23 protein-coding genes are annotated in these 26,001 nt (G+C 68.7%); 10 read left to right on the top strand and 13 right to left on the bottom strand.

Translation table 11 applies throughout. The features are described 5' to 3' along the window. Window position 1: 1 nt before the first annotated feature. Entirely contained in the window at window positions 2–712 is a 711-nt protein-coding gene (locus tag OXS27_RS14645; RefSeq protein WP_243922789.1) for a response regulator transcription factor, read from the bottom strand. Between the two features lie 289 nt (window positions 713–1,001). Between OXS27_RS14645 and OXS27_RS14640 the strand changes: the two genes are divergently transcribed. The 3 genes from OXS27_RS14640 (at window position 1,002) to lepA (ending at window position 4,070) form a co-directional block, all read left to right on the top strand. After that, window positions 1,002–1,787 (top strand): pyridoxamine 5'-phosphate oxidase family protein, encoded by a 786-nt coding sequence (locus tag OXS27_RS14640; RefSeq protein ID WP_243922791.1) that lies wholly within the window; start codon window positions 1,002–1,004, stop codon window positions 1,785–1,787. Between the two features lie 43 nt (window positions 1,788–1,830). Then, window positions 1,831–2,049, top strand: a complete 219-nt coding sequence (locus OXS27_RS14635) for a hypothetical protein (RefSeq protein WP_243922793.1) — start codon at window positions 1,831–1,833, stop codon at window positions 2,047–2,049. Window positions 2,050–2,267: 218 nt separating this feature from the next. Beyond that, window positions 2,268–4,070 (top strand): translation elongation factor 4, encoded by a 1,803-nt coding sequence (gene lepA / locus OXS27_RS14630; protein ID WP_243922795.1) that lies wholly within the window; start codon window positions 2,268–2,270, stop codon window positions 4,068–4,070. A 107-nt stretch (window positions 4,071–4,177) separates the two neighbouring features. Here the strand turns inward: lepA and OXS27_RS14625 are convergent, their stop codons facing one another. The 3 genes from OXS27_RS14625 to OXS27_RS14615 all read right to left on the bottom strand — a co-directional run bounded on the left by OXS27_RS14625 (window position 4,178) and on the right by OXS27_RS14615 (window position 7,603). Beyond that, on the bottom strand, window positions 4,178–4,495 hold the full coding sequence (locus OXS27_RS14625; protein WP_243922797.1) for a cytochrome c: 318 nt from the start codon (window positions 4,493–4,495) through the stop codon (window positions 4,178–4,180). 223 nt (window positions 4,496–4,718) lie between these two features. Further along, window positions 4,719–5,987: a PQQ-dependent sugar dehydrogenase gene (locus OXS27_RS14620; RefSeq protein WP_267356928.1), complete on the bottom strand. Its 1,269-nt coding sequence runs from the start codon at window positions 5,985–5,987 to the stop codon at window positions 4,719–4,721. Window positions 5,988–6,100: 113 nt separating this feature from the next. Further along, entirely contained in the window at window positions 6,101–7,603 is a 1,503-nt protein-coding gene (locus OXS27_RS14615) for an NAD(P)/FAD-dependent oxidoreductase (protein WP_267356926.1), read from the bottom strand. A 269-nt stretch (window positions 7,604–7,872) separates the two neighbouring features. On the opposite strand from OXS27_RS14615, the gene OXS27_RS14610 reads away from it, so the two are divergent. Continuing rightward, entirely contained in the window at window positions 7,873–9,786 is a 1,914-nt protein-coding gene (locus OXS27_RS14610; RefSeq protein ID WP_267356924.1) for a hypothetical protein, read from the top strand. Here the strand turns inward: OXS27_RS14610 and glp are convergent. From glp to OXS27_RS14575, 7 genes are all read right to left on the bottom strand, one after another. Next, window positions 9,758–10,987 (bottom strand): gephyrin-like molybdotransferase Glp, encoded by a 1,230-nt coding sequence (gene glp / locus OXS27_RS14605; RefSeq protein ID WP_267356922.1) that lies wholly within the window; start codon window positions 10,985–10,987, stop codon window positions 9,758–9,760. The genes OXS27_RS14610 and glp overlap by 29 nt on opposite strands. Beyond that, a complete protein-coding gene (gene moaC / locus OXS27_RS14600) occupies window positions 10,984–11,475 on the bottom strand; it encodes a cyclic pyranopterin monophosphate synthase MoaC (RefSeq protein WP_243922807.1) in 492 nt (163 codons plus the stop codon). The genes glp and moaC overlap by 4 nt, the downstream gene beginning before the upstream one ends. A 3-nt stretch (window positions 11,476–11,478) precedes the next feature. Beyond that, complete coding sequence (gene trpC, locus OXS27_RS14595; protein WP_267356920.1) at window positions 11,479–12,384, bottom strand: indole-3-glycerol phosphate synthase TrpC; 906 nt, start codon at window positions 12,382–12,384, stop codon at window positions 11,479–11,481. Next, a complete protein-coding gene (gene trpD / locus OXS27_RS14590) occupies window positions 12,381–13,418 on the bottom strand; it encodes an anthranilate phosphoribosyltransferase (protein ID WP_267356918.1) in 1,038 nt (345 codons plus the stop codon). Before trpD ends, trpC begins: the two co-directional genes overlap by 4 nt. Window positions 13,419–13,454: 36 nt before the next feature. After that, window positions 13,455–14,069 carry an aminodeoxychorismate/anthranilate synthase component II gene (locus OXS27_RS14585; RefSeq protein WP_243922873.1) on the bottom strand — a complete coding sequence of 205 codons (615 nt, stop codon included), beginning with the start codon at window positions 14,067–14,069 and terminating at the stop codon, window positions 13,455–13,457. A gap of 239 nt (window positions 14,070–14,308) precedes the next feature. Next, window positions 14,309–15,826 carry an anthranilate synthase component I gene (gene trpE, locus OXS27_RS14580; protein ID WP_243922812.1) on the bottom strand — a complete coding sequence of 506 codons (1,518 nt, stop codon included), beginning with the start codon at window positions 15,824–15,826 and terminating at the stop codon, window positions 14,309–14,311. 4 nt (window positions 15,827–15,830) lie between these two features. Beyond that, window positions 15,831–17,732 carry a peptidyl-prolyl cis-trans isomerase gene (locus OXS27_RS14575; RefSeq protein ID WP_243922814.1) on the bottom strand — a complete coding sequence of 634 codons (1,902 nt, stop codon included), beginning with the start codon at window positions 17,730–17,732 and terminating at the stop codon, window positions 15,831–15,833. A gap of 183 nt (window positions 17,733–17,915) precedes the next feature. On the opposite strand from OXS27_RS14575, the gene tpiA reads away from it, so the two are divergent. Both tpiA and ppk2 read left to right on the top strand, forming a co-directional pair. Then, window positions 17,916–18,677, top strand: coding sequence for a triose-phosphate isomerase (gene tpiA, locus OXS27_RS14570; protein WP_243922816.1), 762 nt, complete (start codon window positions 17,916–17,918; stop codon window positions 18,675–18,677). Between the two features lie 89 nt (window positions 18,678–18,766). Continuing rightward, the gene (ppk2, locus tag OXS27_RS14565; protein WP_267356916.1) at window positions 18,767–19,678 is read left to right on the top strand and encodes a polyphosphate kinase 2; all 912 of its coding nucleotides are present in this window, start codon (window positions 18,767–18,769) and stop codon (window positions 19,676–19,678) included. Window positions 19,679–19,807: 129 nt separating this feature from the next. Here ppk2 and OXS27_RS14560 read toward each other — a convergent pair whose 3' ends face one another. Further along, window positions 19,808–20,257, bottom strand: coding sequence for a nuclear transport factor 2 family protein (locus OXS27_RS14560; protein ID WP_243922820.1), 450 nt, complete (start codon window positions 20,255–20,257; stop codon window positions 19,808–19,810). 259 nt (window positions 20,258–20,516) lie between these two features. On the opposite strand from OXS27_RS14560, the gene secG reads away from it, so the two are divergent. From secG to OXS27_RS14540, 4 genes are all read left to right on the top strand, one after another. After that, complete coding sequence (gene secG / locus OXS27_RS14555; protein WP_243922822.1) at window positions 20,517–20,969, top strand: preprotein translocase subunit SecG; 453 nt, start codon at window positions 20,517–20,519, stop codon at window positions 20,967–20,969. A 135-nt stretch (window positions 20,970–21,104) separates the two neighbouring features. Next, entirely contained in the window at window positions 21,105–22,733 is a 1,629-nt protein-coding gene (locus tag OXS27_RS14550) for a CTP synthase (RefSeq protein WP_243922824.1), read from the top strand. A 58-nt stretch (window positions 22,734–22,791) separates the two neighbouring features. After that, window positions 22,792–23,244, top strand: coding sequence for a DNA polymerase III subunit chi (locus OXS27_RS14545; RefSeq protein ID WP_267356914.1), 453 nt, complete (start codon window positions 22,792–22,794; stop codon window positions 23,242–23,244). A 65-nt stretch (window positions 23,245–23,309) separates the two neighbouring features. Beyond that, a complete protein-coding gene (locus OXS27_RS14540) occupies window positions 23,310–24,821 on the top strand; it encodes a peptidase S10 (protein ID WP_267357132.1) in 1,512 nt (503 codons plus the stop codon). A gap of 77 nt (window positions 24,822–24,898) precedes the next feature. Here the strand turns inward: OXS27_RS14540 and OXS27_RS14535 are convergent, their stop codons facing one another. Continuing rightward, window positions 24,899–25,921 carry a DUF4424 family protein gene (locus OXS27_RS14535; RefSeq protein WP_267357130.1) on the bottom strand — a complete coding sequence of 341 codons (1,023 nt, stop codon included), beginning with the start codon at window positions 25,919–25,921 and terminating at the stop codon, window positions 24,899–24,901. Window positions 25,922–26,001: the final 80 nt, after the last annotated feature.

The raw sequence follows: 26,001 nt of genomic DNA, 5'->3' as shown, positions 1-26,001 counted from the left end.
ATCACGCCTCCTTGAACCGGTAGCCGACGCCGTAGAGCGTCTCGATCATATCGAAGCTCTGATCGGTCACCTTGAACTTCTTGCGCAGGCGCTTGATGTGGCTGTCGATGGTCCGGTCATCGACATAGACCTGATCGTCGTAAGCCGCGTCCATGAGGGCGTTGCGGCTCTTCACGACGCCGGGGCGCTGCGCGAGGGCCTGGAGAATCAGGAACTCCGTGACCGTCAGGGTCACCGCCTCGCCCTTCCACGTGCAGGTGTGGCGCTCGGGATCCATCATCAGCAGGCCGCGCTCGAGCGAGCGGGCCGCGATCTCCTCGGCTCCGCGCGGCGTTGCGCCGGGGGCCTCCTTGGCGAAGCGGCGGAGCACCGCCTTAACGCGCTCCACCAGCAAGCGCTGCGAGAACGGCTTATGGATGAAGTCGTCGGCGCCCATCTTGAGGCCGAACAGCTCGTCGATCTCCTCGTCCTTCGACGTCAGGAAGATCACGGGAAGGTCTGATTTCTGCCGCAGGCGTCGGAGAAGCTCCATCCCGTCCATGCGCGGCATCTTGATGTCGAAGATCGCCAGATCCGGCGGGGAATGGCGCAGGCCGTCGAGCGCGGAGGCACCGTCCGTGTAGGTCTGGATGCGGTAGCCTTCGGTCTCAAGCGCGATCGAGACCGAGGTGAGAATGTTCCGGTCGTCGTCGACGAGGGCGATGGTCGGCATGCGCGATCCCTGACTGAACGGGTTTGGGCGCGGTCCTGGCTTTACGCGCAGGCCGCGTCGTGTCCCGGCCCCCGAGGGGCAGACAAGAGCGCGAACCGGGCGATTTCAGCGGAGCCCGGCGCACGCGAAGGGACAGGTGCTTTAGTACGCCCGATCGGAAAAAGCGAGCGGCGGTCATAGCTTGGCCGTAACGGCCGATCTGACGCGGGCCGAATACCTCGCGCGTCGGCCCCGGCCCCGCTAACGTGTCGGGCGTGTGCGGCGGCAATTCGCGTGGGGGAGGAACGGCATGGGCGAGACCGGTGGAAATGCACCCGGACCGCGTGGACCGGCCCGGCCACTGCCGGCCGACGAGGCACCCTTCGACGCGATCGGGCTCGCCCGGAGCCTCCTGCGCGGCATCCGCTCCGGTGCTCTGGCGACCCTGGATCCGGACGGCGCGCCCTTCGCCTCCCTGGTGACCATCGCCACCGATGTCGACGGCACGCCGCTGATGCTGCTCTCGCGGCTTTCGGCCCATACCCGCAACCTGCTCGCGAACCCGCGCTGCTCGCTGCTGTTTGCGCAGACCGGCAAAGGCGATCCCCTCGCGCATCCCCGGCTCACCGTGGTCGGGCGCGCCCAGCAGACCGGCGAGATGCGGGCGCGGGAGCGGTTCCTTGCCCGCCACCCCAAGGCGAAGCTCTACGCCGACTTTCCCGATTTCGGCTTCTTCGCCCTCGATCCGGAGGCCGGCCACCTCAACGGCGGCTTCGCCAAGGCCGCGACGCTGACCCGCGACCAGCTGCTCCTCGACCTCTCCGGGGCCGAGGCCGTGGTGGCAGGCGAGCGCGGAGCGGTCGAGCACATGAACGCCGACCATGCGGACGCGCTCGCCCTCTACGCCGCCGGCAGCGGCGCCGAAGAAGGGCTGCCCTGGCGGCTGACCGGCCTCGATCCCGAGGGAATGGACCTGATGGCGGGCGACCGTACCGCCCGGGCGGTCTATCCTGAGCGCATCGACGACATGGGCGCGCTGCGCAAGAGCCTCGTCGCCATGGCCGCGCGGGCGCGCACGACCGTTCCGGAGGCCTGACGCCGCAAGGACTTCACGCCAGGGCATGGCGAAACGTCGCTGAATGCCCCATATCGAGGCCATGAGCGAGACCCAGACAGATACCTACCCCTTCAGCCTCGACGTGGAACCTGTCGGCGACAGCGGCTCCATGTACCAGTGGAGCATCCGCAAGCACGGCAAGCTGCATCAGCGCTCGGACCGGAAGCACCCGACCGAGGCCAAGGCGCGCACCCACGGCGAGGCCGAGATCGAACGCCTGATCCGCGACCGCGGACGCTAAGACGTTCGCCGCGGCGCAGGTAACTCTTCGACAGCTCGGGCGGGGGCCGGATTGAGCCGGCCCCCGCCCTTCTGCTTGTCCGGCGACAGGATGGCGCGCCGGCCGCGGCTGCGCTTGGCGCCTTCCCGTAGCACTGCTATCTCGCGCGGGAGCCGCTCTTTCCGAACACGCCCCGACATCAGACGGTGCGCGTCTTCGCGCGCCCGAACGGAATGCCGATGACAGCCCCGATCGAATTCATCCGCAACTTCTCGATCGTCGCTCATATCGATCACGGCAAATCGACCCTGGCGGACCGGCTGATCCAGGCCACCGGCACCGTCGCGCTGCGCGACATGAGCGAGCAGATGCTCGACTCGATGGATATCGAGAAGGAGCGCGGCATCACCATCAAGGCGCAGACGGTGCGCCTGGAATACAAGGCGCAGGACGGCCAGAACTACGTCCTGAACCTCATGGACACGCCCGGCCACGTCGACTTCGCCTACGAGGTGTCCCGCTCGCTCGCCGCCTGCGAGGGCTCGTTGCTGGTGGTGGATGCGTCCCAGGGCGTCGAGGCGCAGACGCTGGCCAACGTCTATCAGGCGCTCGACGCCAATCACGAAATTGTGCCCGTCCTAAACAAGGTCGATCTGCCGGCCGCCGAGCCTGAGCGGGTCAAGGAGCAGATCGAGGAGGTGATCGGCCTCGACGCCTCGAACGCCGTGCCGATCTCGGCCAAGACCGGCCTCAACATCGAGGCGGTGCTGGAAGCGATCGTCACCCGCCTACCGGCACCGAAGGGCAACCGGGACGCGCCGCTCAAGGCTCTGCTCGTGGACAGCTGGTACGACGCCTATCTCGGCGTCGTCGTGCTGGTGCGGATCATCGACGGCAACCTGAAGAAGGGCATGACCATCCGCATGATGGGCGCCGACGCCGTCTACGGCGTCGACCGGATCGGCGTGTTCCGGCCCAAGATGGCGGATATCGACGCGCTGGGCCCGGGCGAGGTCGGCTTCTTCACCGGCTCGATCAAGGAGGTGGCCGACACCCGCGTCGGCGACACCATCACCGAGGACAAGCGCCAGACCACAGAGATGCTGGCGGGCTTCAAGGAAGTCCAGGCGGTGGTGTTCTGCGGCCTGTTCCCGGTTGACGCGGCCGAGTTCGAGAACCTGCGCTCGGCCATGGGTCGTCTGCGCCTGAACGACGCGTCCTTCTCGTACGAGATGGAGAGTTCGGCGGCCCTGGGCTTCGGCTTCCGCTGCGGCTTCCTGGGGCTTCTGCATCTGGAGATCATCCAGGAGCGGCTGGAGCGCGAGTTCAACCTCGACCTGATCTCCACGGCGCCCTCGGTGGTCTATCGCCTGAAGATGCGCGACGGCGAGACCAAGGAATTGCACAACCCGGCCGACATGCCGGACATCATGAAGATCGAGATGATCGAGGAGCCGTGGATCCGCGCCACGATCCTGACGCCGGACGAATATCTCGGCGGCGTGCTCAAGCTCTGCCAGGACCGCCGCGGCGTCCAGATCGACCTCAACTACGTCGGCAAGCGCGCCATGGTGGTCTACGACCTGCCGCTGAACGAGGTGGTGTTCGACTTCTACGACCGGCTGAAATCGATCTCGAAGGGCTACGCGTCGTTCGACTATCACGTCTCGGATTACCGCGAGGGCGACCTCGTGAAAATGTCGATCCTGGTCAACGCCGAGCCGGTGGACGCCCTCTCGATGCTGGTCCACCGCACCCGCGCGGAGTCGCGGGGCCGGGCCATGTGCGAGAAGCTGAAGGACCTGATCCCCCGCCACCTGTTCCAGATCCCGGTCCAGGCGGCGATCGGCGGCAAGATCATCGCCCGCGAGACGATCAAGGCCCTGTCCAAGGATGTCACCGCCAAGTGCTACGGCGGCGACATCTCGCGCAAGCGCAAGCTGTTGGATAAGCAGAAGGAAGGCAAGAAGAAGATGCGCCAGTTCGGGCGGGTGGAGATCCCGCAGGAGGCGTTCATCGCGGCGCTGAAGATGGACGATTGATCAACATCGTCGCTGCGAGCGGCGTGAAGCAATCCAACTTCGCGACGCTTGTCGACGGCCCGCTGCCCAGGGTTGCTTCGCTGCGCTCGCAATGACGGCGATGGCGCTTATCCCGGCGGCAGCACGTCGATCTGGATCCCCGAATAATACGCCGCCAGATTGGCGATATCGGCGTCCGACAGTTCCTTCGCGACCACGTTCATGATCTCGTTCTGCCGCTTGCCGTCGCGGTACTCGGTGAGCGCCTTCACCAGATAGGGCTCGACCTGCCCGGCGAGGTTCGGCGCCTCCGGTAGCTTCGAGAGACCGTCCATCCCGTGGCAGGTCTGGCAGGCGGTCGCGTGCTTCTTGCCGAGCGCCGCATCGCCGGCTTGGGCCGTGAGTGGGACGAGCGTAGCGGCGAGGACAAGCAGCGGACGGATCATCGGGCGAACTCGAACTTTTGAAGCGGCCAATACAAGCCCAATCGCCTCCGGGTGAAGCGCGGGTCCCCTCTCCCTTGCGGGAGAGGGACAGGGTGAGGGTCGAGAACTTTCTGAAGAGGTCGCATCCCTCACCCCAACCCTCTCCCGCACGGGAGAGGGAGCGCGTTGCGCTTGCTCGCAACGGCAGCGCCTCCCTTGCAGGGAGGCGCCAAGTTGCAAAAAACTACTTCTCGTACGAGATCCGGTAGATCGCCCCGGCGGAATCGTCCGAGACCAGCAGCGAGCCGTCGAGCATCACCGCCACGTCCACCGGACGGCCGAGATACTCGCCGTCGCCGGTGAGCCAGCCCTCCGCGAAGGGCTTGACCGACTCGACCTTGCCGTCGGCCCCGAGCTTGGCGAACATCACCCGGGCGCCCACCGGCTCGGTGCGGTTCCACGAGCCGTGCTCGGCGATGAAGATCCCGCCCTTGTAGGCCGCTGGGAACTGCTTGCCGTTGTAGAAGGTCAGGCCGAGATCGGCCGCGTGCGGCGGCAACTCGGCCATCGGGGCGACCGCGTCGGCCGGCGGGGTCTGGTCCTTGTACTCGACCGTGCGCACCGCGCCGCCGCCAAACCACGGGAAGCCGAACGTCTCGCCCGCCTTGGTGGCGTGGTTCAGCTCACCCGGCGGCTTGTCGTCGCCCATGCCGTCGACCTGATTGTCGGTGAACCAGAGCGACTTGTCGGCGGCGAAATCGATCCCGACCGAATTGCGGATCCCGGTGGCGTAGACCTCGCGGTTCTTGCCATCGGCATCCATGCGGATGATGCCGCCGATCCCCACTTTCCGGTACAGGTCCAGCTTCTCGGCCGGGGGCACGTTGTAGGGCTGTCCGAGCGCGATGTAGGTCTTGCCGTCGGCGCCGACCCGGCAGACGCGGGCGGTGTGGTTGAAGCTTTCTTCCGAGGTCGGGATCAACTCGCCCTGCTTCACGAGCACGCCGGCCGCCACGTCGGGATTTTCATAGAAAAACTCGGCGGCCGGGAAGGCCAGAACGCGGTTCTGCTCCACCACGGTGAGCACGCCGTCCTTCGAGAAGCAGACGCCGTTCGGGATCTTGAAGTCGATGCCCGGCGCGAAGGCGCGGACCTCATCGGCGACCCGGTCCTTGTCGCGGTCGGTGACGGTGTAGACCTTGTTCTTGCGCGTGCCGACGAACAGCACGCCGGCATTGGGGCCGACCGCGATCGTGCGCGCATCCGGCACCACCGCGTAGAGGTCGATCTTGAAGCCCTCAGGCAGCTTGACCTTCGCGAGGTTCTTGCGGATCGCGTCGGCGCGCCGGCCGGTCTGCGGGATTTCGGGGGCGGGCTGCGTGTCCGTGCTGTGGAAGCCTTCGAGCTTCTGCAGGTCGTCGGTCTTGGCCTTCGTCTCGGCGGGCGCGGCGCCCTGCCCGAGGGCCGGCGCGGCGACACCGGCCAGCAGCGCGGCGATGATCAATGATCGCATCGTGACGTATCCTCCCGGCTGCCCTGGTGTCGGGCATGTCCGGGTGGCAACGATAGAGCCGCGACTTCGAGGGACAAGCCGCGCCGGTGACGCGGCCCGAACCCTGTCGCCGATCAGGCGACCTTGCGCGGCACCAGCCGCTCGCTGCCCAGAGCCGCCTCGGCCCCTGACAGGCCGGCCTCCGTGTACTCGGCATCCTCGTTGACCCGCCAGACATCGTGTCGGCGCTGACCGCAGAGGATGTTCTCCACGGTGAGCATCGCGGTCATCATCGCGTGGTCCTGGTTGTTGTACTTGTGCATGCCGTTGCGGCCGACGAGGTGCAGGGTCGGGAAATCCCGCTCCAGTTCGCGGCGTACCGTGGCGACGTGGCCGGCATACTCCTCGTCGTAGACGGGATAGGCCTTGGCCTGCCGGACCACGCAGGCATCCACGACCTCGGCGGGGTCGATCAGACCGATTTGCCCGATCTCGCGCTTGGCGAGCGCGACGAGTTCATCGTCCGAGGCGCTCCACAGCCCGTCGCCCTCGAAGCAGAAATATTCGAGGCCGAGGCAGGTATGGTCCGCGTCCGGCACCATCTCGGGTGACCACGAGCGGAAGTTCTGCACTCGCCCGACCTGCACCGATGGATCATGAATGTAGATCCAGTTGTCGGGGAAATTCTTCTGCGACTTTGCGATGAGAGCGACGGTGAGGAAGTCGCGATACTGCAGCGACCGGGCATTGAAGGTGCTCAGCGGGCGCGGCCGGATCGAATCCACCAGCTCGCGGACTGGAGCTGAGGAGACCACGTCGCGAGCCGTGAAAGTCTCGCGGCTGCCATCGGCGCGGCGGGCCGCCACGGTCCAGATGCCGGTTCCGGCGTCGAAGCTGAGGGAATCCACGCCGCGGTCGAGCAGCACCTTCCCGCCCTGCGCCCGGATCTTGGCGGCGGCCGCCTCCCACATCATCCCGGGGCCGCGCCGCGGGTAGCGGAACGATTCGATCAGCGTCTTGATCACCGGGGCGCCCGCACGAGCCCGTTTGCGCAGGCCAAGCGAGCGCTTGATCCCGTCGCGGATTGCCGAGCCGAGATCGAGCCCCTTGATGCGCTGCGCCGCCCAATCAGCCGAGATCGCATCGCACGACATGCCCCACACCTTCTCGGTGTAGGTCTTGAAGAAGATCGAGAACAACCGCTCGCCGAACTGATTGCGGACCCAGGCGTGGAACGTCTTCGGCTCCCGCACCGGCCGCAGGCGGGCGTAGAAGTACGACGCCATGCAGGCCGCGCTGGTGAGCAGACCGAGATTCCGCAGCGCCTCGAAGGCCTTGAGCGGATACGCGTAGTAGCGGCCGCGGTAATAGATCCGCGATAGGCGCGGGCGCTCGATGAAGTCGTTCGGCAGGATCTCATCCCAGAGATCGACCACCGCCTGGGATTTCGAGAAGAACCGGTGCCCGCCGATATCGAACAGGTAACCGTTGTGGGAGACCGTGCGCGAGATCCCGCCGACCTGGGCCGGATCGCGCTCCAGAACCGTGACGGACCGGCCCTGCTTCGACAGCAGGTAGGCGGCGGTGAGGCCCGCGGGCCCCGCGCCGATCACCAGCGTCTCGGTGTGGTGGCTCATCCCGTGCTCCGGCGATTCTTGGGTCGCACGACGCGCGCAGCGCCGACCTGCCGCGAGGATGCGGAGCCATGGTTAAGGAATCGCTGGCGGTCCAGGCGTGTCGTGCCGGCGAATGCCAGTCTCCGGCGAGAAAAGTGATCGTCACCGGACAATCCCAGGCGTCTCGGAGGCGTTGAAGGCAGCGGAAATAGCCGGTCTTGACCGATCGTTAAGCCTGTCGGCGCAACCTCGCTGCCGAGGGCCTCGGCTGCCCGTCTCAGTGACAGACCATGCCTGCTCCGGCGCTGCCGACTGCCCGACCGCACGTCCGGGTCGCGCCCCGTAGCGTCCTGTGGGCGCTGGCTGGACTGTGCCTCGCCACTTTGGTGCCGCCCGCCGACCTGTGGGCCACGATCCATCACCTGCGCGTGCCGGATACCGACGACGCCATGCGCCTCGTGGAGGTGCGTGACCTCCTCGCCGGCCAGGGCTGGTACGATAATCTTCAGTACCGCTTCCTCGCCCCCGCGGGCGTTCCGAGCCACTGGTCGCGGCTGGTGGATGCGCCGATCGCGGGGTTGATCCTGATCCTGACGCCCGTGGCCGGCCGGGGCCTCGCAGAGGGTCTGGCCGCCGCCCTGTGGCCGCTGCTGCTGTTCGGGCTGTATTGCGGGGTTCTGTATCGCGGTGCGCGGGCGAATTTCGGCCGGCACGCGGCGATCCTCGCGCTCATCGCGGCGACGCAGACCCTCGGCGTGACCCTCCAGTTCGCGGTAGGGCGGGTCGACCATCACAACGTCCAGATCATCACAATCGTCGGCCTCGCGCTGTGCATGATCCGGGGCGGATTGCGGAGCGGCCTGATCGGCGGCGCGTTGGCGGCGCTGTCGCTGGCGGTCGGGCTGGAGGGGCTGCCGTCCATCGCCGTGGCGGCCCTGTTCCTCGTTGGGGATTGGTGCCTGCGCGGTCGCCCCGCGCGCCCGCTCCTGGCCGGCTTCGGCCTCGGGCTCGGCGTCGCCGCGCCGGCGTTGTTCGCCGCGCAGACGGCGCCCGGGCTTTGGACCGCCACACGCTGCGACGCGCTCTCGCCGCCCTGGCTGTGGCTCACCCTCGGTGGCCTGCTCCTGGCCCTCTGCGCCACTGCAGCTGGTGATCGGCTCGCGTCGATCCGGGCACGCAGCGCTGTGGCCGGCCTCTGCGGCGCGATCCTGCTCGCCGGCTTCGCCCTCGCCTTCCCGATCTGCCTGGGCGGACCGTTCCCCGACATGCCACCCCTCGTGCGGGATCACTGGCTGCTCACGGTGAACGAAATGGCCTCGCTGCCGAAATTCATCGCCCGGGGGCAGTGGGAAGCCCTGGTGTTCTATCCGGTGGTGGTGCTCGCCACAGCCGCCGCGACTTGGATGGCCTGGCGCGGACCGCAGCGGCGGGCCTGGGCGGTCATGGCTCTGTTCCTGTGGCCCGGCCTGATCCTCGGCCTATTCCAGTTCCGTGGCCTCTACATCGCCTCCGGCTTCGTGCCGCTGGTGGCGGGGGCCATCCTGGCTCGAGCGCTTTCCGCCGGAGTGGACGTCGATTCGGGGGGGAGCGCACCACGAAAAAGGTCCGGAGCCGTCCTCGATGGCAACGGGCACGGCTCGAGCGCGCTCCGGGATGCTATCGGCCCCCGAAACAGCCTGCTCCGCTGGGGCGTGGCGCTCCTCGGCGGCGGCCTCATCAGCACGTTCTGGATAGCACCCGCCGTTCTCGCCGAGGCGCTGGCACCCGCCGCGCGGACGGCGCCGGATCCCGTCGGCGCGAGTGCCTGCCGCAGTGAGGAGGCGCTCGCGCCTCTCAAGACCCTTCCGCCCGGCACTGTCCTGGCCCCGATTCTCATCGGGCCTGCGATCCTGCTTCACACGCCGCACCGGATTGTGGCGGCGCCGTATCATCGGGCAATCCCCGGTCTCACGGCGGCGATCGAGGGGCTGGGGGGCACACAGGCGGATTTGGATCGGGTGCTGACGGATTTCAGGGTCGACTACCTCGTCGCCTGCCCGGCCCGACCGGCCGAGGAACTTCAGCCCGAGACGGCCTTCGCCACACGGCTTACCCAGGGCACGGCGCACTCCGATAGGCTGGTGCCGCTCAGCCTGCCCGGCCCCCTCAAGGTGTGGCGGGTGACGCCTGCCCCCCTCAGAGCAGGCGGCGGTCCAGCCGGATGATCCGGCCGGGATCACCGGCCCGGGCGGCGGGCTCATGCGGCGCGCGGATCAGCAACGCCTCGGCTTGGCCCAGGACCGCCAGCATCGAGGAATCCTGGCGCTGCTCGGGTGTTGCTACAGGCAGCTGACCCGGCTCGACGGCGAGGCGCGCGCGCATGTAGTCGGCCCGTCCATCGTTGGCCGCGAGGTCGCGACCGAGCAAAGCCGGCTCGCTGCGATCCGCACCGGCCTGAGGATCACCCTGGAGCGCGCGGATCGCCGGCACCACGAACAGCAGACCGCAGACGATGGACGAAACCGGGTTTCCCGGTAGCCCGATCACCAGCATGTCGCCGAGGCGGCCGTGCATCAGCGGCTTGCCGGGCCGGAGCGCCACCCGCCAGAAGCCGAGTTCCAGGCCCTCCCGAGCCAGCGCGGCCTGGACGAGATCGTGGTCGCCGACCGATGCGCCGCCGAGCGTCACCAGCAGATCGGCCCGGGCCTCGCGGGCACGCCGGAAGGCGTCCGCCAGGGCCGCGTGATCGTCCGCAGCGATACCGAGATCGATGATCTCCGCCCCCGCCTCGGCGGCCAGCGCCCCGAGGGCGAGACTGTTCGACGCGACGATCTGATCCCAGGCCGGAATCGCGCCGGGCTCGACCAGTTCGTCCCCTGTGGCCAGGATCGCCACCCGGGGGCGGCGCCGGACCGGCAGTTCCGGATGGCCGGCCGCCGCCGCCAGGGCGAGGCGTCGCGCATCCAGGGTCAGGCCGGCCGTCAGCAGCGTGTCTCCGGCCGTGAAATCGAGCCCGGCGCGGCGGATGAACCGCTTGGGCTCCACCGGCTCGACCACCCGCACGGTCGCGCCGTTGGCCTGCGCATCCTCCTGGATCAGAATCGCGTCCGCGCCGTCCGGCACCGGTGCCCCGGTAAAGATCCGCACCGCCTCGCCGGGACCGACGCCGCCCGAGAATCCGTGGCCGGCCGCGCTGGTCCCGATCAGGCGCAGGGTCGCCCCCGCGACGTCGGCGTCGGCGCTCCGGACCGCGTAGCCGTCCATGGCGGAGGCCGGAAACGGCGGCTGCGTGCGGGTGGCGGCGATGTCGGCGGCCAGCGTCCGCCCGGCAGCCTGAGCCAGCGGCACGGTCTCGGCCTCGACCGGCCCCGTGACGCTCGCCAGAACCCGCGCCAGCGCTTCGGCGACCGGGATCAGGCCGCTCATGAAGCGGGCGCCCGGTAGGCGCCGGAGCGGCCGCCATCCTTCGCGGTCAGCCGGATGCCCTCGATCCGCATGCCGCGATCGACCGCCTTCACCATGTCGTAGACCGTCAGGCACGCCACCGACACCGCGGTCAGCGCCTCCATCTCGACACCGGTCGGTCCCTGCACCCGCACCTCGGCGGCGATACGCAGACCCGGCAACGCGTCGTCGGGCTCGATCTCGACCCGAACCTTGGACAGGAGCAGCGGGTGGCATAGGGGGATCAGCTCGTGGGTGCGCTTGGCCGCCATGATGCCGGCGAGCCGCGCGGTGCCGATCACATCGCCTTTCTTGGCATCCCCCTCGCGGATCAGCGCCAGGGTCTTGGGCTCCATCACGATGGTGCCCTCCGCCCGGGCAGTGCGATCGGTGGCGGGCTTGTCGGTGACGTCGACCATATTGGCCGCGCCGCTGGTATCGAGATGGGTGAGCGTCGTGCCGGGCTCCATGGTTCAGCCCTTCTTCCGCTTCTTGGCGTCCTTGCCGTTCCCCTTGTCGTCCCCTTGGCCGTCGCCGAACAGCAGCGTGCGGGTCGCGGCCGTCACGTCGGCCTGCCGCATCAGGCTCTCGCCGACCAGCACGACGCCGAGACCGTGCTTCCCGAGGCGGGCCACGTCGGCGTGATCGCCGATGCCGCTCTCGGCCACGGCGATCCGGTCCGCGGGGATGCCGGCCCCGAGGCGGATCGCCGTCTCGAACGAGACCTCGAAGGTCTTGAGATTGCGGTTGTTCACCCCGATCATCGCCGTGCCCAGGGGGATTGCCCGGGCCAGCTCAGCCTCGTCGTGGATCTCGACCAGAACGTCCATCTCGAGGAGATGCGCGGTCTCGACCAACGCGACGGCCTCGTCGTCATCGAGGCAGGCCATGATGACGAGGATGCAGTCCGCCCCCCAGGCCCGGGCCTCGTAGACCTGATAGGGTTCGAACATGAAATCCTTGCGCAGGGCCGGCAGCCCGCAGGCCGCGCGCGCCGCGGTCAGATAGTCCGGCCGCCCTTGGAACGAGGGTTCGTCGGTCAGCACGGACAGGCAGGTCGCGCCGCCGGCCGCATAGGCGGCCGCCAGGCTGGCGGGGTCGAAATCGGCCCGGATCAGACCCTTCGAGGGCGAGGCCTTCTTCACCTCGGCGATGAGGGCCGGCCGATTCTCCGCCAGGTGCGCACGGATCGCCGCCGCGAAGCCGCGGACCGGGTCGGCCTGTGCGACCTTGCGCTCGAGCTTGGCCAGGGGCACGCGCAACTTCGCCTCCGCGATCTCCCGGCGCTTGTAGGCCTCGATCTTGGCGAGCACGTTGGGCCGCTCGGTCGGCGCTTCGGCGCCCGTCTCGTGGGTCGGCTCTTGCGTAAGCGAGCTCATCGGCCCTCCTGTCCATGGGAGCGGTCGTTCGAGGCACGGACGAGCCGGGCGAGCGTCTCCCGGGCCGCCCCGGACTCGACGGCATCCTGCGCCCGCGCGAGCCCGTCCGCCAGGGTCGGTGCGGCGCCCGCGACCACGAGTGCAGCGCCCGCATTGAGCGCCGCGATGTCCCGGTAGGCGTTGCGCGCACCGGCGAGCACCGCTTCGAGCGCGCGGGCGTTGTCTTCGGGATCACCGCCGCGCAATTCCTCGGGCGGGCGAAGCGTCAGGCCGAGCTCTCGCGGATCGATGGTGAAGCGGGAGATCCGGCCCTCGTCCAGGGCGACCACCCGGGTCGGACCAGTGACGGTGATCTCATCGAGTCCGTCCGAGCCGTGAACGGTCCAGACCCGGCGGCTGCCGAGTTCCGCGAGCACCCGGGTCAGCGGCTCGGCCAAAGCCTCCTGGGCCACGCCGAACAGCTGGTAGGCGACGCCGGCCGGATTGCTCAACGGACCCAGCAGGTTGAAGATCGTCCGGACCGGCAGTTCCGAGCGCACCGGCGCGACGTGCCGCATCGCCGGGTGGTGGGTCTGCGCGAACAGGAAGCAGAGGCCGGCCTGCTCCAGGCAGCGGGCCTGGCCCTCGGCATCGAGCCCGAGCTTCACGCCCAGCGCAGCCAGCACGTCGGCGGCGCCGGAGCGGGAGGTCGCGGCACGGTTGCCGTGCTTGGCGACCGGCACACCGCAGGCGGCCACCAGGATGGCGGCGAGCGTCGAGACGTTCACGCTGCCGGAATGGTCGCCGCCGGTGCCCACAACGTCGATGGCGCCCTCGGGCGCCGCGACGCGGGTCATGCGCGCCCGCATCGCTTCTGCGGCGCCGACGATCTCCGCGATGGTCTCGCCGCGGACCTTGAGGGCGGTCAGGAAGGCGCCGGCCTGGACCGGCGTCACCTCGCCCGACAGCAGGTCGTCGAAGGCTGCCCGCGCCTCGGCGCGGTCGAGGGCGAGGCCCCCGGCGACCTTCGCGAGATGGGGTCTGAAACTGTCCATGCGCTCTGTCGGAGGGCCGCCCCGGCCTCCCGCGGGTCAATGCACGTCGGAGCGGGTCCTGTCACGCGCCGCGTTCCAGGCGGCGGCGAGATCCAGAAAATTCTTCACGATCTCGGTGCCGTGCTGCGAGCGGATACTCTCCGGATGGAACTGCACGCCGTGGAGCGGGCGCTCGGCATGCTCCAGCCCCATGATCAGACCGTCCGCCTCGGCAGTCACCTTCAGCGCCGCCGGGCAGCTGGCGCGGTCGACAACCAGGGAGTGGTAGCGCGTCGCCTCGAAACTGTCGTTGAGGCCGCGGAACAGGCCGCTGGCCCCATGCCGGATGGTCGAGACCTTGCCGTGCAGCGGCAGCGGCGCCCGGACTACGTCCCCGCCGAAGGCCTGGCCGATCGCCTGGAGGCCGAGGCAGACGCCGAAGATCGGGATTTCGTCCGACAGGTCCCGCACCACATCGAGGCACACCCCCGCCTCGTTGGGCGTGCAGGGGCCGGGCGAGAGCACGATGGCGTCCGGGGCCTTGGCGCGGATATCGGCGACGGTCAGCGCATCGTTGCGCACCACGTCGATCGCGCCGCAAAGCGGGCCGATCAGGTGCACGAGATTCCACGTAAAGGAATCGTAGTTGTCGATAACGAGGACGTTGGGCATCGCGGCGGCACGCTCGGGCATGGAGGCGATGTGACCGCTCGGGGCGAGGCGGTCAACTGGGCGTGATGCTCAGCTCGCCCTCCCCATCCAGAGACCTCATCCTGAGGTGCCCGCGTCAGCGGGCCTCGAAGGAGGGCTCCAAGAATCGCGATGCGGACTGGAGATCTCCTTCGAGGCCTCCGCTGCGCTTCGGCACCTCAGGATGAGGTTCTGTCCTGGAGAGTCCGAAGCGCCACCCTTTATTGCCCGCGCTTCGCCTGAGCGGCGAACCGCACCGCCTCCTCGGCGGCCCGGAACAAAGCTTTGGCCTTGTTGACGCATTCCTGCTGCTCGGAGGCAGGATCGGAATCGTACACGATCCCGGCGCCGGCCTGGACGTGCATCCGCCCGTCCTTCACCACCGCCGTGCGGAGCACGATGCAGGTATCCATCTCGCCCCGCGCACCGAAATAGCCGATGCAGCCGGCATAGGGCCCGCGCTTCTCGTGCTCCAGCTCGTCGATGATCTCCATGGCCCGCACCTTCGGGGCACCCGAGACCGTGCCGGCCGGGAAACCCGCCGCCAGGGCGTCGAGCGGGTCGTGGCGCGGGTCGAGGTCGCCCTCCACGTTCGACACGATGTGCATCACCTGGCTGTAGCGCTCGATGAAGAACGAATCCGTCACCCGGACGCTGCCGATCCGCGAGACCCGGCCGGCATCGTTGCGGCCGAGGTCGAGCAGCATCAGATGCTCGGCCCGCTCCTTGGGATCGGCGAGCAGCTCCTCGGCCAAGGCCGCATCCTCGGCCGGCGTCGCGCCGCGGCGGCGGGTTCCGGCGATCGGGCGCACCGTGACGGTGCCCTCGCGCACCCGCACCAGGATTTCCGGCGAGGAACAGACGATCTGGAAGGTCTCGAAATCGAGATAGCAGAGGAACGGCGCCGGGTTGGTGCGCCGGAGCGAGCGGTACAGGCTGAAGGCCGGCAGGGTGAACGGCGCCGAGAAGCGCTGCGACAGCACCACCTGAAACACGTCGCCCGCGACGATGTATTCCTTGGCCCGCGCCACCCGGGCGGAGAAGTCGTCCGGCGTCGTGTTCGAGACCGGCTCGGGATGGGCGACCGCGGACAGGTCCACCCGGGCCTCGATCGGCAGCGGTCCTTCGAGGGCTTCCGCAACCCGGTCGAGGCGCTGGAGCGTATCCTCGTAGGCCGATCGCGCGGCGATACCGGCGGCGGGCCGCACCGGCGAGACCACGGTGATGATGTCCCGGATTGAGTCGAACACCACCATCACCCGCGGCCGGACCAGGATCGCGTCGGGCACGCCCAGCGGATCGGGGTTCGGCTCCGGCAGCCGCTCCATGGCGCGGACCATGTCGTAGCCGAGATAGCCGAACAGGCCCGCCGCCATGGGCGGCAGATCCTGGCCTTCGTCGCCGATAGCGCTCTCGGCGATCAGGGCGCGCAGGCTCGCGAGCGGCGCCCGGTCGTCGGGTTCAAAATGGGTGAGGTCGGCCCCGCGGGCGATCGCGGGCACGCCATCCCGGCAGCGCCAGACAAGATCCGGATCGAGGCCGATCATCGAGTAGCGCCCACGCACGGCGCCGCCCTCGACCGATTCCAGCAGGAAGGCCGGACCCGCATGCCGCGCGCGCAGCTTGAGGAAGGCCGCCACCGGCGTTTCCAGATCGGCCACGAGGCTCAGCGCGACGAAGCTCGGCTGGCCGGCCTCGTAGCGCTCCGCGAAGGCCGCGTAGTCAGACGCCTCGGCCATCGCCTCAATACTCGCCGCCGATGGCCCGGCGCAGGGCCGTCGCGTCGACCTTCACGCCGGCGTTCTTCTGGACCTCGGTGATGTACTCGGACAGTACGTCGTCGGCGAGCGCGGACTGGAAGTTCTGCGCGATCGTCCTGTCGCTTGGGCTTTCGGCCACGAAGGCCGGCACGGTCGCGGACGTCACCTTGAACACCGCGCGTGAGTCGTTCGCCGCCGCAGTCCCGGCCTTGCCCACCGGCGTCGCGAAGACGAGGTTGACGTCGTCGGCCGTCAGCATGTCCTTGGCTTGGTTGCGCGACAGGTCCTGCGCTTCCTGCAGGTTGATGCCGACGTCCTTGGCGACATCCTCCATGGACTCGCCCTTGTTGATCTTCTCCACAAGCTCGCGCCCCTTGGTCTGGAGGCGCTTGGCGATCTCGGTGGCGGTCCAGCCGGCCTTCACGCCGTCCTTCACCTGATCGAGCGGCTTGTCGTGCGCGGGGTCGATGTTGGTCACGTCGTACCAGACGTAGCCGCCGGCCTTGGTCCGCAGGGGCTCGTTGTCGCCGCCGATCTCGGCGCGGAACAGGGCCGGCAGCGTGGTGTCGGCATCCGGGATGTCGGCGACCTTCTTCCCCTCGGGGTCCTTGCCGTTGGGATCCACGGCCTTCACGGCGATCAGCTTGAGGCCGCGCTCCGCCGCGATGTCGGTGAGCGGCTTGGCACCGGCGCGCTGATCCTCGATCGCGTCGCGGGTCGTCTCCATGGCGTCGCGGGCGCGGGCGAGCGCAAGGCCCTTGCGGATCTCGCCTTCCACCGCCTCGAACGGCTTCACGGTCCCGGGCTCGATCTTGGTCACGCGCAGGAGCACGGTGCCGAAGCGACCCTGGACCGGCTGGCTGACGCCGCCCTCCGGCAGCGCAAAGGCGGCATCGGCCACCACGGTGTCGAACAGCTCGGCTTTGCTGAGCGTCCCGAGGGCGAGGTCCTTGTCATCGGTGCCGCGCTCCGTGGCGACGGCCTCAAAGGTCTTGGAGCCGTCCTCGATCGCCTTGCGGGCGGCCTCGGCGGCGATCCTGTCGGGGAAGACGATCTGCTGGATCGTGCGCTTCTCAGGGCTGCCGAAACGATCCTTGTTCAGGGCGTAGGCGGCGCGGGCATCGGCCTCGCTGATCGCATCGGGTTTGGCCATCGCGTCCGGATCGACCACCAGAAGGTTGGCGGTGCGGAATTCCGGCGCGCGGAAGCCCGACTTGTTGGCCTCGTACCAGCTCTTCAGCTCCTCGTCGGTCGGATCCGGGATCTGACCGGCGGTCGAGGGCGTCAGCATCAGGTACGACGCGGCGCGGCGCTCGGTCGCGTAGCGGTGGACGGCCTCGCGCAACGCCACCGGCACGTGCAGGTCGGCCGAGACGGCTTCGGCGAGCTGCAGGCGCGCGATCACCGAGCGCTGCTCGCGCACGAACATCCCCTCGTTCAACCCGGCCCGCTGCAGGGTCTGGTAGAACAGCTGCGGCTCGAACTGCCCTTGCGCGTTCTGGAAGCTTTTCTCGTCGTGGATCGCCCGGATCACCGCGGAATCCGGCACGGCGAGGCCGAGATCATGCGTCTTCTGATCGAGGGCGGCCTCGGTGATCAGCTGCGCCATGACCTGCCGGTCGAGGCCGAGCATTCGCGCCTGATCGGGGGTGAGCGCGCGCTTCAGCTGCACCTGGTAGCGCTGCATCTGGTTCTGATAGGCTTGGCGCACCTGCTCGGCGGTGATCGGCGTGCTGCCGACCGTGGCCACGTTGCTGTTGGCGCCGCCGCGGAAGAACTCCTCGACGCCGAAGATGCCCACGCCCGCGATCAGCAGGGTGAAGATGACCGTCAAGACGATCTTGCCGAGCCAATGCTGGCTGGCGTTGCGGATGCCCTGAAGCATGATTGCGATCGGATACCTTCGGCGGCCGCCCCGTCGCCGGGACGGCACGTGTCCTGAAAGCCGACCGCGATAGACCATTCGCGTCCACAGGCAAAGGCTCGGCTATCCGCATCGGTTTGCGCGCTCAAGCTCGCTCTGGTAGGCCGCGACAACTTGCAAACGGCATAGCGAGGCGGGACAGGAATGACGCAGTCGGGGCGCAGACCGCTGGTCGCCGGCAACTGGAAGATGAACGGCACGCGGGCGTCGATCCAGGTGGTCGAAGCGATCCGCGGCGGTCTCTCCCCGGAGCTGGCCGGCCGCATCGACGTGCTGATCTGCCCGCCCGCGACGCTGATCAGTGCCTGCGTCGCGGCGGCGGCCGGCTCGCCCATCGCAATCGGCGGCCAAAATCTGCACGCGCGTCCGAGCGGCGCCTTCACGGGCTCGATCTCGGCCGAGATGCTGGCCGATCTCGGCGCCCGCTACGTGATCGTCGGCCATTCCGAGCGGCGCGCCTATCACCACGAGACCGATGACGGCGTCCACGCCAAGGCGCTCGGCGCCCGGCGGGCGGGCCTGTGCGGAATCATCTGCGTGGGTGAGACCATCGAGGAGCGCGAGCAGGGCCGTGCCCTCGACATCGTCCGCGCCCAGCTCGCCATCGGCTTGCCGAAGGGCGCCACGGCGGCCGACACGGTGATCGCCTACGAGCCGGTCTGGGCGATCGGCTCCGGCCGGACCCCGACCCCGCGGGACATCGCGGAGGTCCACGCCTCTCTGCGCGAGATGCTCGACAAACTGGTTGGCGACGAGGCGCAGAAGATCCGCATCCTTTACGGCGGCTCCGTGAAGCCCGGCAATGCCCGCGAACTACTGTCGGTCGACAATGTCGATGGCGCGCTGGTCGGCGGCGCCAGCCTTGTCGCCGAGGATTTCCTGGGGATCTGCGCCGCCTACGCGTGAGCCCGCGGACGCGCACCGTCAGAACGTTCTCGGGGCTGTCATACGATCCTGCTTAGGAAACGCGGTCTTCCACCACCGCGATTCGAACCATGACGGACGATCAGAGCCTCACCGACGCCTCCTTGATGGAGACGATCCGCCGGGAGATCCTCGACAGTTACGACGAGGAGATCGAACTCGGCTTCGAGGAGGATCGTCTCGACAGTCTCGAGGGGGGGACCGGATCCGGCCTGGACCGTCGATTCTATTTCCGGGAACTCCTGCGCCTCCAGCACGAGCTGGTCCGGCTTCAGGACTGGGTGCAGCACAACAAGCTGCGCGTGGTCGTGCTGTTCGAGGGGCGCGATTCGGCCGGCAAGGGCGGCGTGATCAAGCGGATCACCCAGCGCCTGAACCCGCGCGTCTGCCGGGTCGCCGCGCTGCCGGCGCCGAGCGAGCGCGAGCGCACGCAGTGGTATTTCCAACGCTACATCGCCCACCTGCCCGCCGGCGGCGAGATCGTACTGTTCGACCGCTCCTGGTACAACCGGGCCGGCGTGGAACGGGTGATGGGCTTCTGCACCGAAGCGGATGTCGAGGAGTTTTTCCGCTCGGTGCCCGAGTTCGAGCGGATGCTCGTGCGCTCCGGGATCGTGCTGCTGAAATACTGGTTCTCGATCACCGACGAGGAGCAGGCCATGCGCTTCAACATGCGCATCGCCGACCCGCTGAAGCAGTGGAAGCTCTCCCCGATGGACGTCGAATCCCGCCGCCGGTGGGAGGACTACACCCACGCCAAAGAGGACATGCTGACGCGCACGCACATCCCCGAGGCGCCCTGGTGGGTCGTGGAGGCGGTGGACAAGAAGCGCGCGCGGCTGAACTGCATCCACCACCTGCTGGAGCAGATCCCCTACGGCACGGTGGAACATCCGGCGGTGGAGCTGCCGGCACGGGTCCGGCACGCCGACTATATCCGCGCGCCGATCCCGGCCGAGATGCACGTCCCGTCGAAGTACTGAAGCGCTCTCCGTCGAAGGGGACACCGGTTCGGCGCAAGAAAGCGCGTCACAACAAAGGATTTGAGCCGTGCTCGATTGCAACGCGATCGGGCACGGCTCTCGGCGATCGCCCGCTGTGGGCCGCGCCCGTCAGATCTTGAAAGCCTGACGGGCGAGCAGGCGCCAGCGGCCGGCATCGCGGTGCCAGACCTGTAGCACGCCGATATGGACCGGGGAGGTCTTGCCGTCCGATACCGATTCCCCGGTGAAGACATGTCGGGCGATCGCATCGTCGCCCACCACCGAGACCGAGCGGTCCGACAGGGTGATGCTCGGGAAGGAGGCGCGCTTGCTGGCGAGCGGCGCGATGAAGGCCGCCTTGTCCTGCACGACGCCGCTCGAATGACCGTAGCTGAGCCCGTCATGGGTCAGCGCGTCGAGGGCAGCGCCGTCGCCGGCGAGGAGGGCCTTCGTGAGCGCATCCACTTGCGTCTCGACCACGGCCTTCTGGTCTTGGGGCTGCTCGGCAGCAGATACCGGCTCCATCAGCGCGGACGTGGCGAGGACAGCGGCGAGCGCTGCGCGGCGTGACATCGGCATGGCGTTCTTCCCGGCGTGGGACGGGGATTGGGTGATCCGTCCTTACCCGCTGGATCAGAGCACAGCCGAGACGTTGGTGCGAGGGAAACGCGCGATCCGCACGCGATCAACGAGTTGGCGCCGGGTCCCGATTGGTGTATGCGCCGAGCGAGATATGCGGCTGTTGTCCTGAGCAGCGGCCGCCTGCGCGCGCCCTGCGGTCCCCGCGACCGGCCCTCAGCGACCGCCGCGCGGACCAGACCACGCCTCCGGAACACCGATGCAGACCGTCCTGATCGTCGTCCACCTCATCATCGTGCTCGCGCTGATCGGCGTCGTGCTGCTGCAGCGCTCCGAGGGCGGCCTCGGGCTGGGCGGCGGGGGCGGCGGCGGTGTCGCGGGCTTCATGACCGGCCGCGGCCAAGCCAACGCCCTGACGCGTGCCACCGCGATCCTGGCGGCGCTGTTCTTCGCGACCAGCCTGCTGCTAGCCGTGATGTCGCACCGCGCGCAGGCGCCGAAATCGATCCTCGACACCGGCGCACCGCAGGCGGGTCAGCCCGCCAAGCAGCCGACCGGCGCCGACAACCTGCTCGACACGCTGCGCCAGCAGCAGGACCGTGCCCCCGCCACCGCGCCGGCCCAGCCCTCCCAGCCTGCTCCTGCCCAGCCCGCTCCTACCCAACCCGCTCCTGCCCAGCCGGGAGTCCCGGACGCGCCGCAGTCGCGCTGACCCGGAGCCAACCCGAATCATGACGGTCCGGCCTGTGCCGGGCCGTCAAATGCGCCCAGCGATCCCCAGCTCCCACACGGGCCGGGGCATTCGGCGTTTGGCAAACGCCGGCCTCTTCTTTATGGACCGAAGCCCATGACGCGGTACGTTTTCATCACCGGCGGCGTGGTTTCCTCCCTGGGCAAGGGGCTGGCCTCGGCGGCCCTGGCGGCGGTGCTTCAGGCCCGCGGCTACCGGGTTCGGATGCGCAAGCTCGACCCCTATCTCAACGTCGATCCGGGCACGATGAGCCCGACCCAGCACGGCGAGGTCTTCGTCACCGACGACGGCGCCGAGACGGACCTCGACCTCGGCCATTACGAGCGCTTCACCGGCGTGCCGGCGAGCCGGGCCGACAACATCACCACCGGCCGGATCTACCAGGACATCATCGCCAAGGAGCGCCGGGGCGACTACCTCGGCGCGACCATTCAGGTGATCCCGCACGTCACCAACGCGATCAAGGACTTCGTCCTCGAAGGCAACGACGCGTTCGACTTCGTGCTGGTCGAGATCGGCGGCACGGTGGGCGATATCGAGGGGCTGCCGTTCTTCGAGGCGATCCGCCAGCTCGGCCAGCAACTCCCCCGGGGCAACTGCTGCTACGTCCACCTGACGCTGCTGCCCTACATCCCGTCCGCGGGCGAGTTGAAGACCAAGCCGACGCAGCATTCCGTGAAGGAGCTGCGCTCGATCGGCATCCAGCCCGATATCCTGCTCTGCCGCTGCGACCGCGACATCCCCGTCGACGAGCGGCGCAAGCTCGCCCTGTTCTGCAATGTTCGCGAGACCGCGGTGATCGAGGCCCGGGACGTCGCGTCGATCTACGAGGTGCCGCTCTCCTACCGGCAGGCCGGTCTCGACCGCGAGGTGCTCGGCCATTTCGGCCTGGAGCACGGAGAGGAGCCGGATCTCGGCCGCTGGAAAACCATCGCCGAGCGGGTGCGCAACCCAGAGGGCGAGGTCTCCATCGCCATCGTGGGCAAGTACACGGGGCTCAAGGACGCCTACAAGTCGCTGACCGAGGCGCTGACCCATGGCGGCATCAGCCACCGGGTGAAGGTCAACCTCGAATGGATCGAGGCCGAGGTGTTCGAGCGCGAGGATCCCGCGCCCTTCCTCGAAGGCCTCAACGGTATCCTGGTCCCGGGCGGGTTCGGACAGCGGGGTGCCGAGGGCAAGATCCGCGCAGCCCGCTTCGCCCGGGAGAAGCGCATCCCCTATCTCGGCATCTGCTTCGGCATGCAGATGGCGGTGATCGAGGCGGCGCGCGCCCTCGCCGGCCTACCGGAGGCCAACTCGACCGAGTTCGGCGAGACCGCCGAGCCGGTGGTCGGCCTGCTGACCGAGTGGCTGCGCGGCAACGAGCTGGAGCGGCGCGCGGCCGCCGGCGATCTCGGCGGCACGATGCGGCTCGGCGCCTACGACGCGAAGCTCGATCCCGAATCGAAGATCGCCCAGATCTACGGCACCACGGACATCTCCGAGCGCCACCGCCACCGCTACGAGGTCAACATGGCCTATCGCGAGCGGCTGGAGGCCCAGGGCCTGCGCTTCTCGGGCGTCTCGCCGGATGGGCTTCTGCCCGAGACGGTGGAGCATATTGGGCACCCGTTCTTCATCGGCGTGCAGTTTCACCCGGAGTTGAAGTCGCGACCCTTCGAGCCGCACCCGCTGTTCAAGGGCTTCGTCGGCGCGGCGATCGAGCAGAGCCGTCTGGTCTGAAGGCGCGGCGGCGCGCCGCTGCTCGCATCGGACTGCGGGACCCTATATCTCGGCAGCCGTGACAGAGATCCTGTTCTACCACATGCAGCGCCAGCCGCTGGAGAAGGTGCTGCCGAACCTTGTCGAGCGATCCCTCGACCGGGGCTGGCAGGCTGCGATCCAGGCGGCCACCGAGGAGCGCCTTCAGGCGCTCGACGATCATCTCTGGACCTATTCGGACGAGAGCTTCCTGCCGCACGGCACCGACCGCGAGCCCGATACCGGGAGCCAACCGGTTGTCCTGACCCTGCGGGACGTGAACCCCAACACGGCCTCGATCCGCTTCCTCGTGGAAGGCGCCGACCTGCCGCCGGATGCGAACGCGTACGAGCGGATCTGCATCCTGTTCGACGGGACCGATCAGGACGCCCTGTTGCGTGCCCGTGAGCAATGGAAGCAGGCCAAGGAGGCCGGCCACACGGTCGCCTATTGGCAGCAGGACGATTCGGGTCGCTGGAACAAGAAGGCCTGACAGTGATCCGCAACAAAGGTTTCGCCTGCGCCACGCTCGGCCTCGCCCTGGCGTTCAGCGCGTCCCTGCCGCTCGGCGCCCAGGAGGCGCCGCATGGCCATCCCCGGCCGGAGGCCCGGCAGGCGCCCCGCGGTCCCGAGGGACGCCGCCTGCCGCCCGATTCGACGACGCAGCACAGCTTGGTGCTGCCCGATGGCCGGACGCTCGCCTTCACCGCCACCGCCGGAAGCCTGCCGCTGGTCGATGAATCGGGGAAGCTTCAGGCCGAGATCGCCTACGTGGCCTACACGATGGCGCCCGAGGCCGGGCGCCCGCGCCCGGTCACCTTCGCGGTGAATGGCGGCCCCGGTGCGGCCTCGGCCTATCTGAACATCGGGGCAATCGGCCCATGGCGGCTGCCGACCGGCGGCGACCACATCAGCCCGTCGCAGCCGGTGGCGCTCACCCCGAATGACGGCACGTGGCTCGACTTCACCGACCTCGTCTTCATCGATCCGGTCGGAACCGGCTACAGCCGCGCGGCGGACGGCAACGGCAAGGCCTATTGGTCGGTCGATTCGGACGCCGCGACCCTGTCGGCCGTCATCGCCCGCTATCTGCGCGTCAACGACCGCATGGCGAGCCCGAAATTCTACGTGGGCGAGAGCTACGGCGGCTTCCGGGGTCCGCTGATCGCCGAAAAGCTTCAGGAGGATATCGGCGTCGGCCTGTCCGGAATGGTGCTGCTCTCGCCGGTGCTCGATTTCGCGTGGCTGGAGGCGCCCCGGGCCAATCCCTGGGGCTACGTGCTCAAGCTGCCGTCCCTCGCGGCCGGTGCGCTGGAGCGGAAGGGCACCGTGCCGACGCCGGCGCTGCTCGGGGAGGCCGAGGCCTACGCCTCCGGCCCGTATCTGTCGGATCTGCTCAAAGGTCCGTCCGATGCAGGCGCGGTCGCCCGGATGACCGAGACGGTCGCGCCCCTGGTCGGGCTCGACGCCGCACTCGTGCGTTCTCAGGCGGCGCGGCTGTCCACCCGGAGCGTCCAGCGCGAGATCGACCGGGTTGGGGGTCGCGTCGCCAGCGCCTACGACACCGGGATCACCGGATGGGACCCGAATCCGGACGCAACGCAGTCGAACTTCGACGATCCGCAGCTCACTGCGATTCAGGCACCGCTGACCAGCGCGATGCTCGACCTCTACGCCCGCACGCTCAAGTGGCCCGTGCCGAATATGCGCTACGAGCTCCTGAACAACGCCGTGAATCACGGCTGGAGCTGGGGCTCGGGACGGCAGGCACCGGAGGTGTTCTCCAATCTCAAGGGCGCCCTGGCGCTCGACGGGCAGCTCCGGGTCCTGGTGGCGCACGGCTTCACGGACCTTGTGACCCCCTACTTCGCCTCGAAGCTCCTGCTCGCCCAGGCCCCCGCCTACGCGGCCGGGCGCCTGGACCTCGCGGTCTATCCCGGGGGGCACATGTTCTACACGCGAGCCGATTCGCGGGCGGCGTTCCACCGGGATGTGGCGCGGCTCTACGCGGATGCCCTCAAGGCCCGCGACGGAGATGCGAAACCGGGGCAGACGAAGGACGCGCCCTAGCGGTCGGCGGCCTCGCAACGGGCCGTTTCAGCAGCCGGACGATCCGGAGCTGGGCCGAACGCGGGGCGGGGACAGGTTTATAGAGGGGGCAAAGCCGATACGCGCGGAGCGCTCTTCAGGAAGAGCACATCGATATCGCGGCGTGGCACAAAGTCCTTCACGACCATCTCGACGGTCGTCGGACCCGTCTTTTTGAGATCGCTGCCGCAGAACGCGACCATCGTGGACGGATCACCTTTGTCCACGATCAGCTTGAACGTGCCGATCGTTCCGGTCCCGGCAGGGAAGAGATAGGTGAGATAGCGTTCGTAGGCCTGGAAGGACCGGCTGCCGTCGGCGCTCGCCCGCCGATACAGGGCCTGGGCCGAGCGCGCGAAGGCGGGATCCGTGCAGAACCGGTCGGCGTAACGCGCCATCTGGGACGAACCCAGATCCGGCGAACCGAACGAAAGGCTGGACTGCCCGCTGAGGCTCGGCGTGAAGCCCTGCCGAACGGCGACATCGCGCCCTGCCGGAAAGATCTGCCGGCGCCAGTACCGCGATTTCAGCGTCCAGAGCGGGACGTCCGAGATCGTCCCGTCCTTGTGGACCTGCCGATCGAGAAAGCCGGCCTCGATAAGGGCGTGGCGCCGCGGCTCCGACAGCCGGCGCAGCGGGACCTTTGTCGCCGCAACGGTCGGTACGGGCGGGAGGCCCAGGTGGTTAAGCTCGGTGGTGATCTCGACCGACTGGCCGTTGCGCATCAGGAAGGCCTGCTGGTCGAGCTGCCACGGAACGGCCTGGCCATCGACCGTGGCGTTGAAGGCGAGGACGTTGGCCTGGGCCGGATCGGGGATGGCAACCGCCATCACGGGCGCGCCGACGAGGTCGGGCATCGGGAACGCCACGATGGCCGCGATGTCGGTTCCGGTCGGGTTGCGGAACCGGTAATCGGCCCTGACTTCCTGCTCCGAGAGATACAGGTCTTCCGCCACAAGCGTGATCGCGCTGCCCTGCTCCAGGACGAGGTTCCCCGCCTTGAGCGCGGCATCCGTGTCATCGGCCTGGGCCGGCAGGGATGACGCCGCGAGAAGGGCAAGGACCAGCCATAGGACTCTCATCACGATCACGCATCTCGGTTGTGGCTATGGACGGCCAGCCCGGCCGCCGCGACCGTGGGGATCCCCGGCCCGCTGACCAG

This window comes from Methylobacterium sp. GC_Met_3 (assembly GCF_026540775.1).
Classification (GTDB): Bacteria; Pseudomonadota; Alphaproteobacteria; order Rhizobiales; family Beijerinckiaceae; genus Methylobacterium.
Note: the sequence above shows the minus strand (reverse complement) of the source record. Positions and strands in the feature narration are given on the sequence as shown.

Bases quoted from the DNA above. Each gene is read 5' to 3' on its own strand.
- moaC (WP_243922807.1), bottom strand. From the start codon at position 11,475: ATGGAGCCCGGCACGACGCTCACCCATCTCGATACCAGCGGCGCGGCC.
- secG (WP_243922822.1), top strand. From the start codon at position 20,517: ATGCAGACCGTCCTGATCGTCGTCCACCTCATCATCGTGCTCGCGCTG.
- trpE (WP_243922812.1), bottom strand. From the start codon at position 15,826: ATGGCCGAGGCGTCTGACTACGCGGCCTTCGCGGAGCGCTACGAGGCC.
- OXS27_RS14615 (WP_267356926.1), bottom strand. From the start codon at position 7,603: ATGAGCCACCACACCGAGACGCTGGTGATCGGCGCGGGGCCCGCGGGC.
- OXS27_RS14535 (WP_267357130.1), bottom strand. From the start codon at position 25,921: ATGAGAGTCCTATGGCTGGTCCTTGCCCTTCTCGCGGCGTCATCCCTG.
- OXS27_RS14635 (WP_243922793.1), top strand. From the start codon at position 1,831: ATGCCCCATATCGAGGCCATGAGCGAGACCCAGACAGATACCTACCCC.
- OXS27_RS14575 (WP_243922814.1), bottom strand. From the start codon at position 17,732: ATGCTTCAGGGCATCCGCAACGCCAGCCAGCATTGGCTCGGCAAGATC.
- ppk2 (WP_267356916.1), top strand. From the start codon at position 18,767: ATGACGGACGATCAGAGCCTCACCGACGCCTCCTTGATGGAGACGATC.
- OXS27_RS14585 (WP_243922873.1), bottom strand. From the start codon at position 14,069: ATGCCCAACGTCCTCGTTATCGACAACTACGATTCCTTTACGTGGAAT.
- OXS27_RS14620 (WP_267356928.1), bottom strand. From the start codon at position 5,987: ATGCGATCATTGATCATCGCCGCGCTGCTGGCCGGTGTCGCCGCGCCG.
- glp (WP_267356922.1), bottom strand. From the start codon at position 10,987: ATGAGCGGCCTGATCCCGGTCGCCGAAGCGCTGGCGCGGGTTCTGGCG.
- OXS27_RS14625 (WP_243922797.1), bottom strand. From the start codon at position 4,495: ATGATCCGTCCGCTGCTTGTCCTCGCCGCTACGCTCGTCCCACTCACG.
- tpiA (WP_243922816.1), top strand. From the start codon at position 17,916: ATGACGCAGTCGGGGCGCAGACCGCTGGTCGCCGGCAACTGGAAGATG.
- OXS27_RS14645 (WP_243922789.1), bottom strand. From the start codon at position 712: ATGCCGACCATCGCCCTCGTCGACGACGACCGGAACATTCTCACCTCG.
- lepA (WP_243922795.1), top strand. From the start codon at position 2,268: ATGACAGCCCCGATCGAATTCATCCGCAACTTCTCGATCGTCGCTCAT.
- OXS27_RS14640 (WP_243922791.1), top strand. From the start codon at position 1,002: ATGGGCGAGACCGGTGGAAATGCACCCGGACCGCGTGGACCGGCCCGG.
- OXS27_RS14560 (WP_243922820.1), bottom strand. From the start codon at position 20,257: ATGCCGATGTCACGCCGCGCAGCGCTCGCCGCTGTCCTCGCCACGTCC.
- OXS27_RS14610 (WP_267356924.1), top strand. From the start codon at position 7,873: ATGCCTGCTCCGGCGCTGCCGACTGCCCGACCGCACGTCCGGGTCGCG.
- trpC (WP_267356920.1), bottom strand. From the start codon at position 12,384: ATGAGCTCGCTTACGCAAGAGCCGACCCACGAGACGGGCGCCGAAGCG.
- trpD (WP_267356918.1), bottom strand. From the start codon at position 13,418: ATGGACAGTTTCAGACCCCATCTCGCGAAGGTCGCCGGGGGCCTCGCC.
- OXS27_RS14550 (WP_243922824.1), top strand. From the start codon at position 21,105: ATGACGCGGTACGTTTTCATCACCGGCGGCGTGGTTTCCTCCCTGGGC.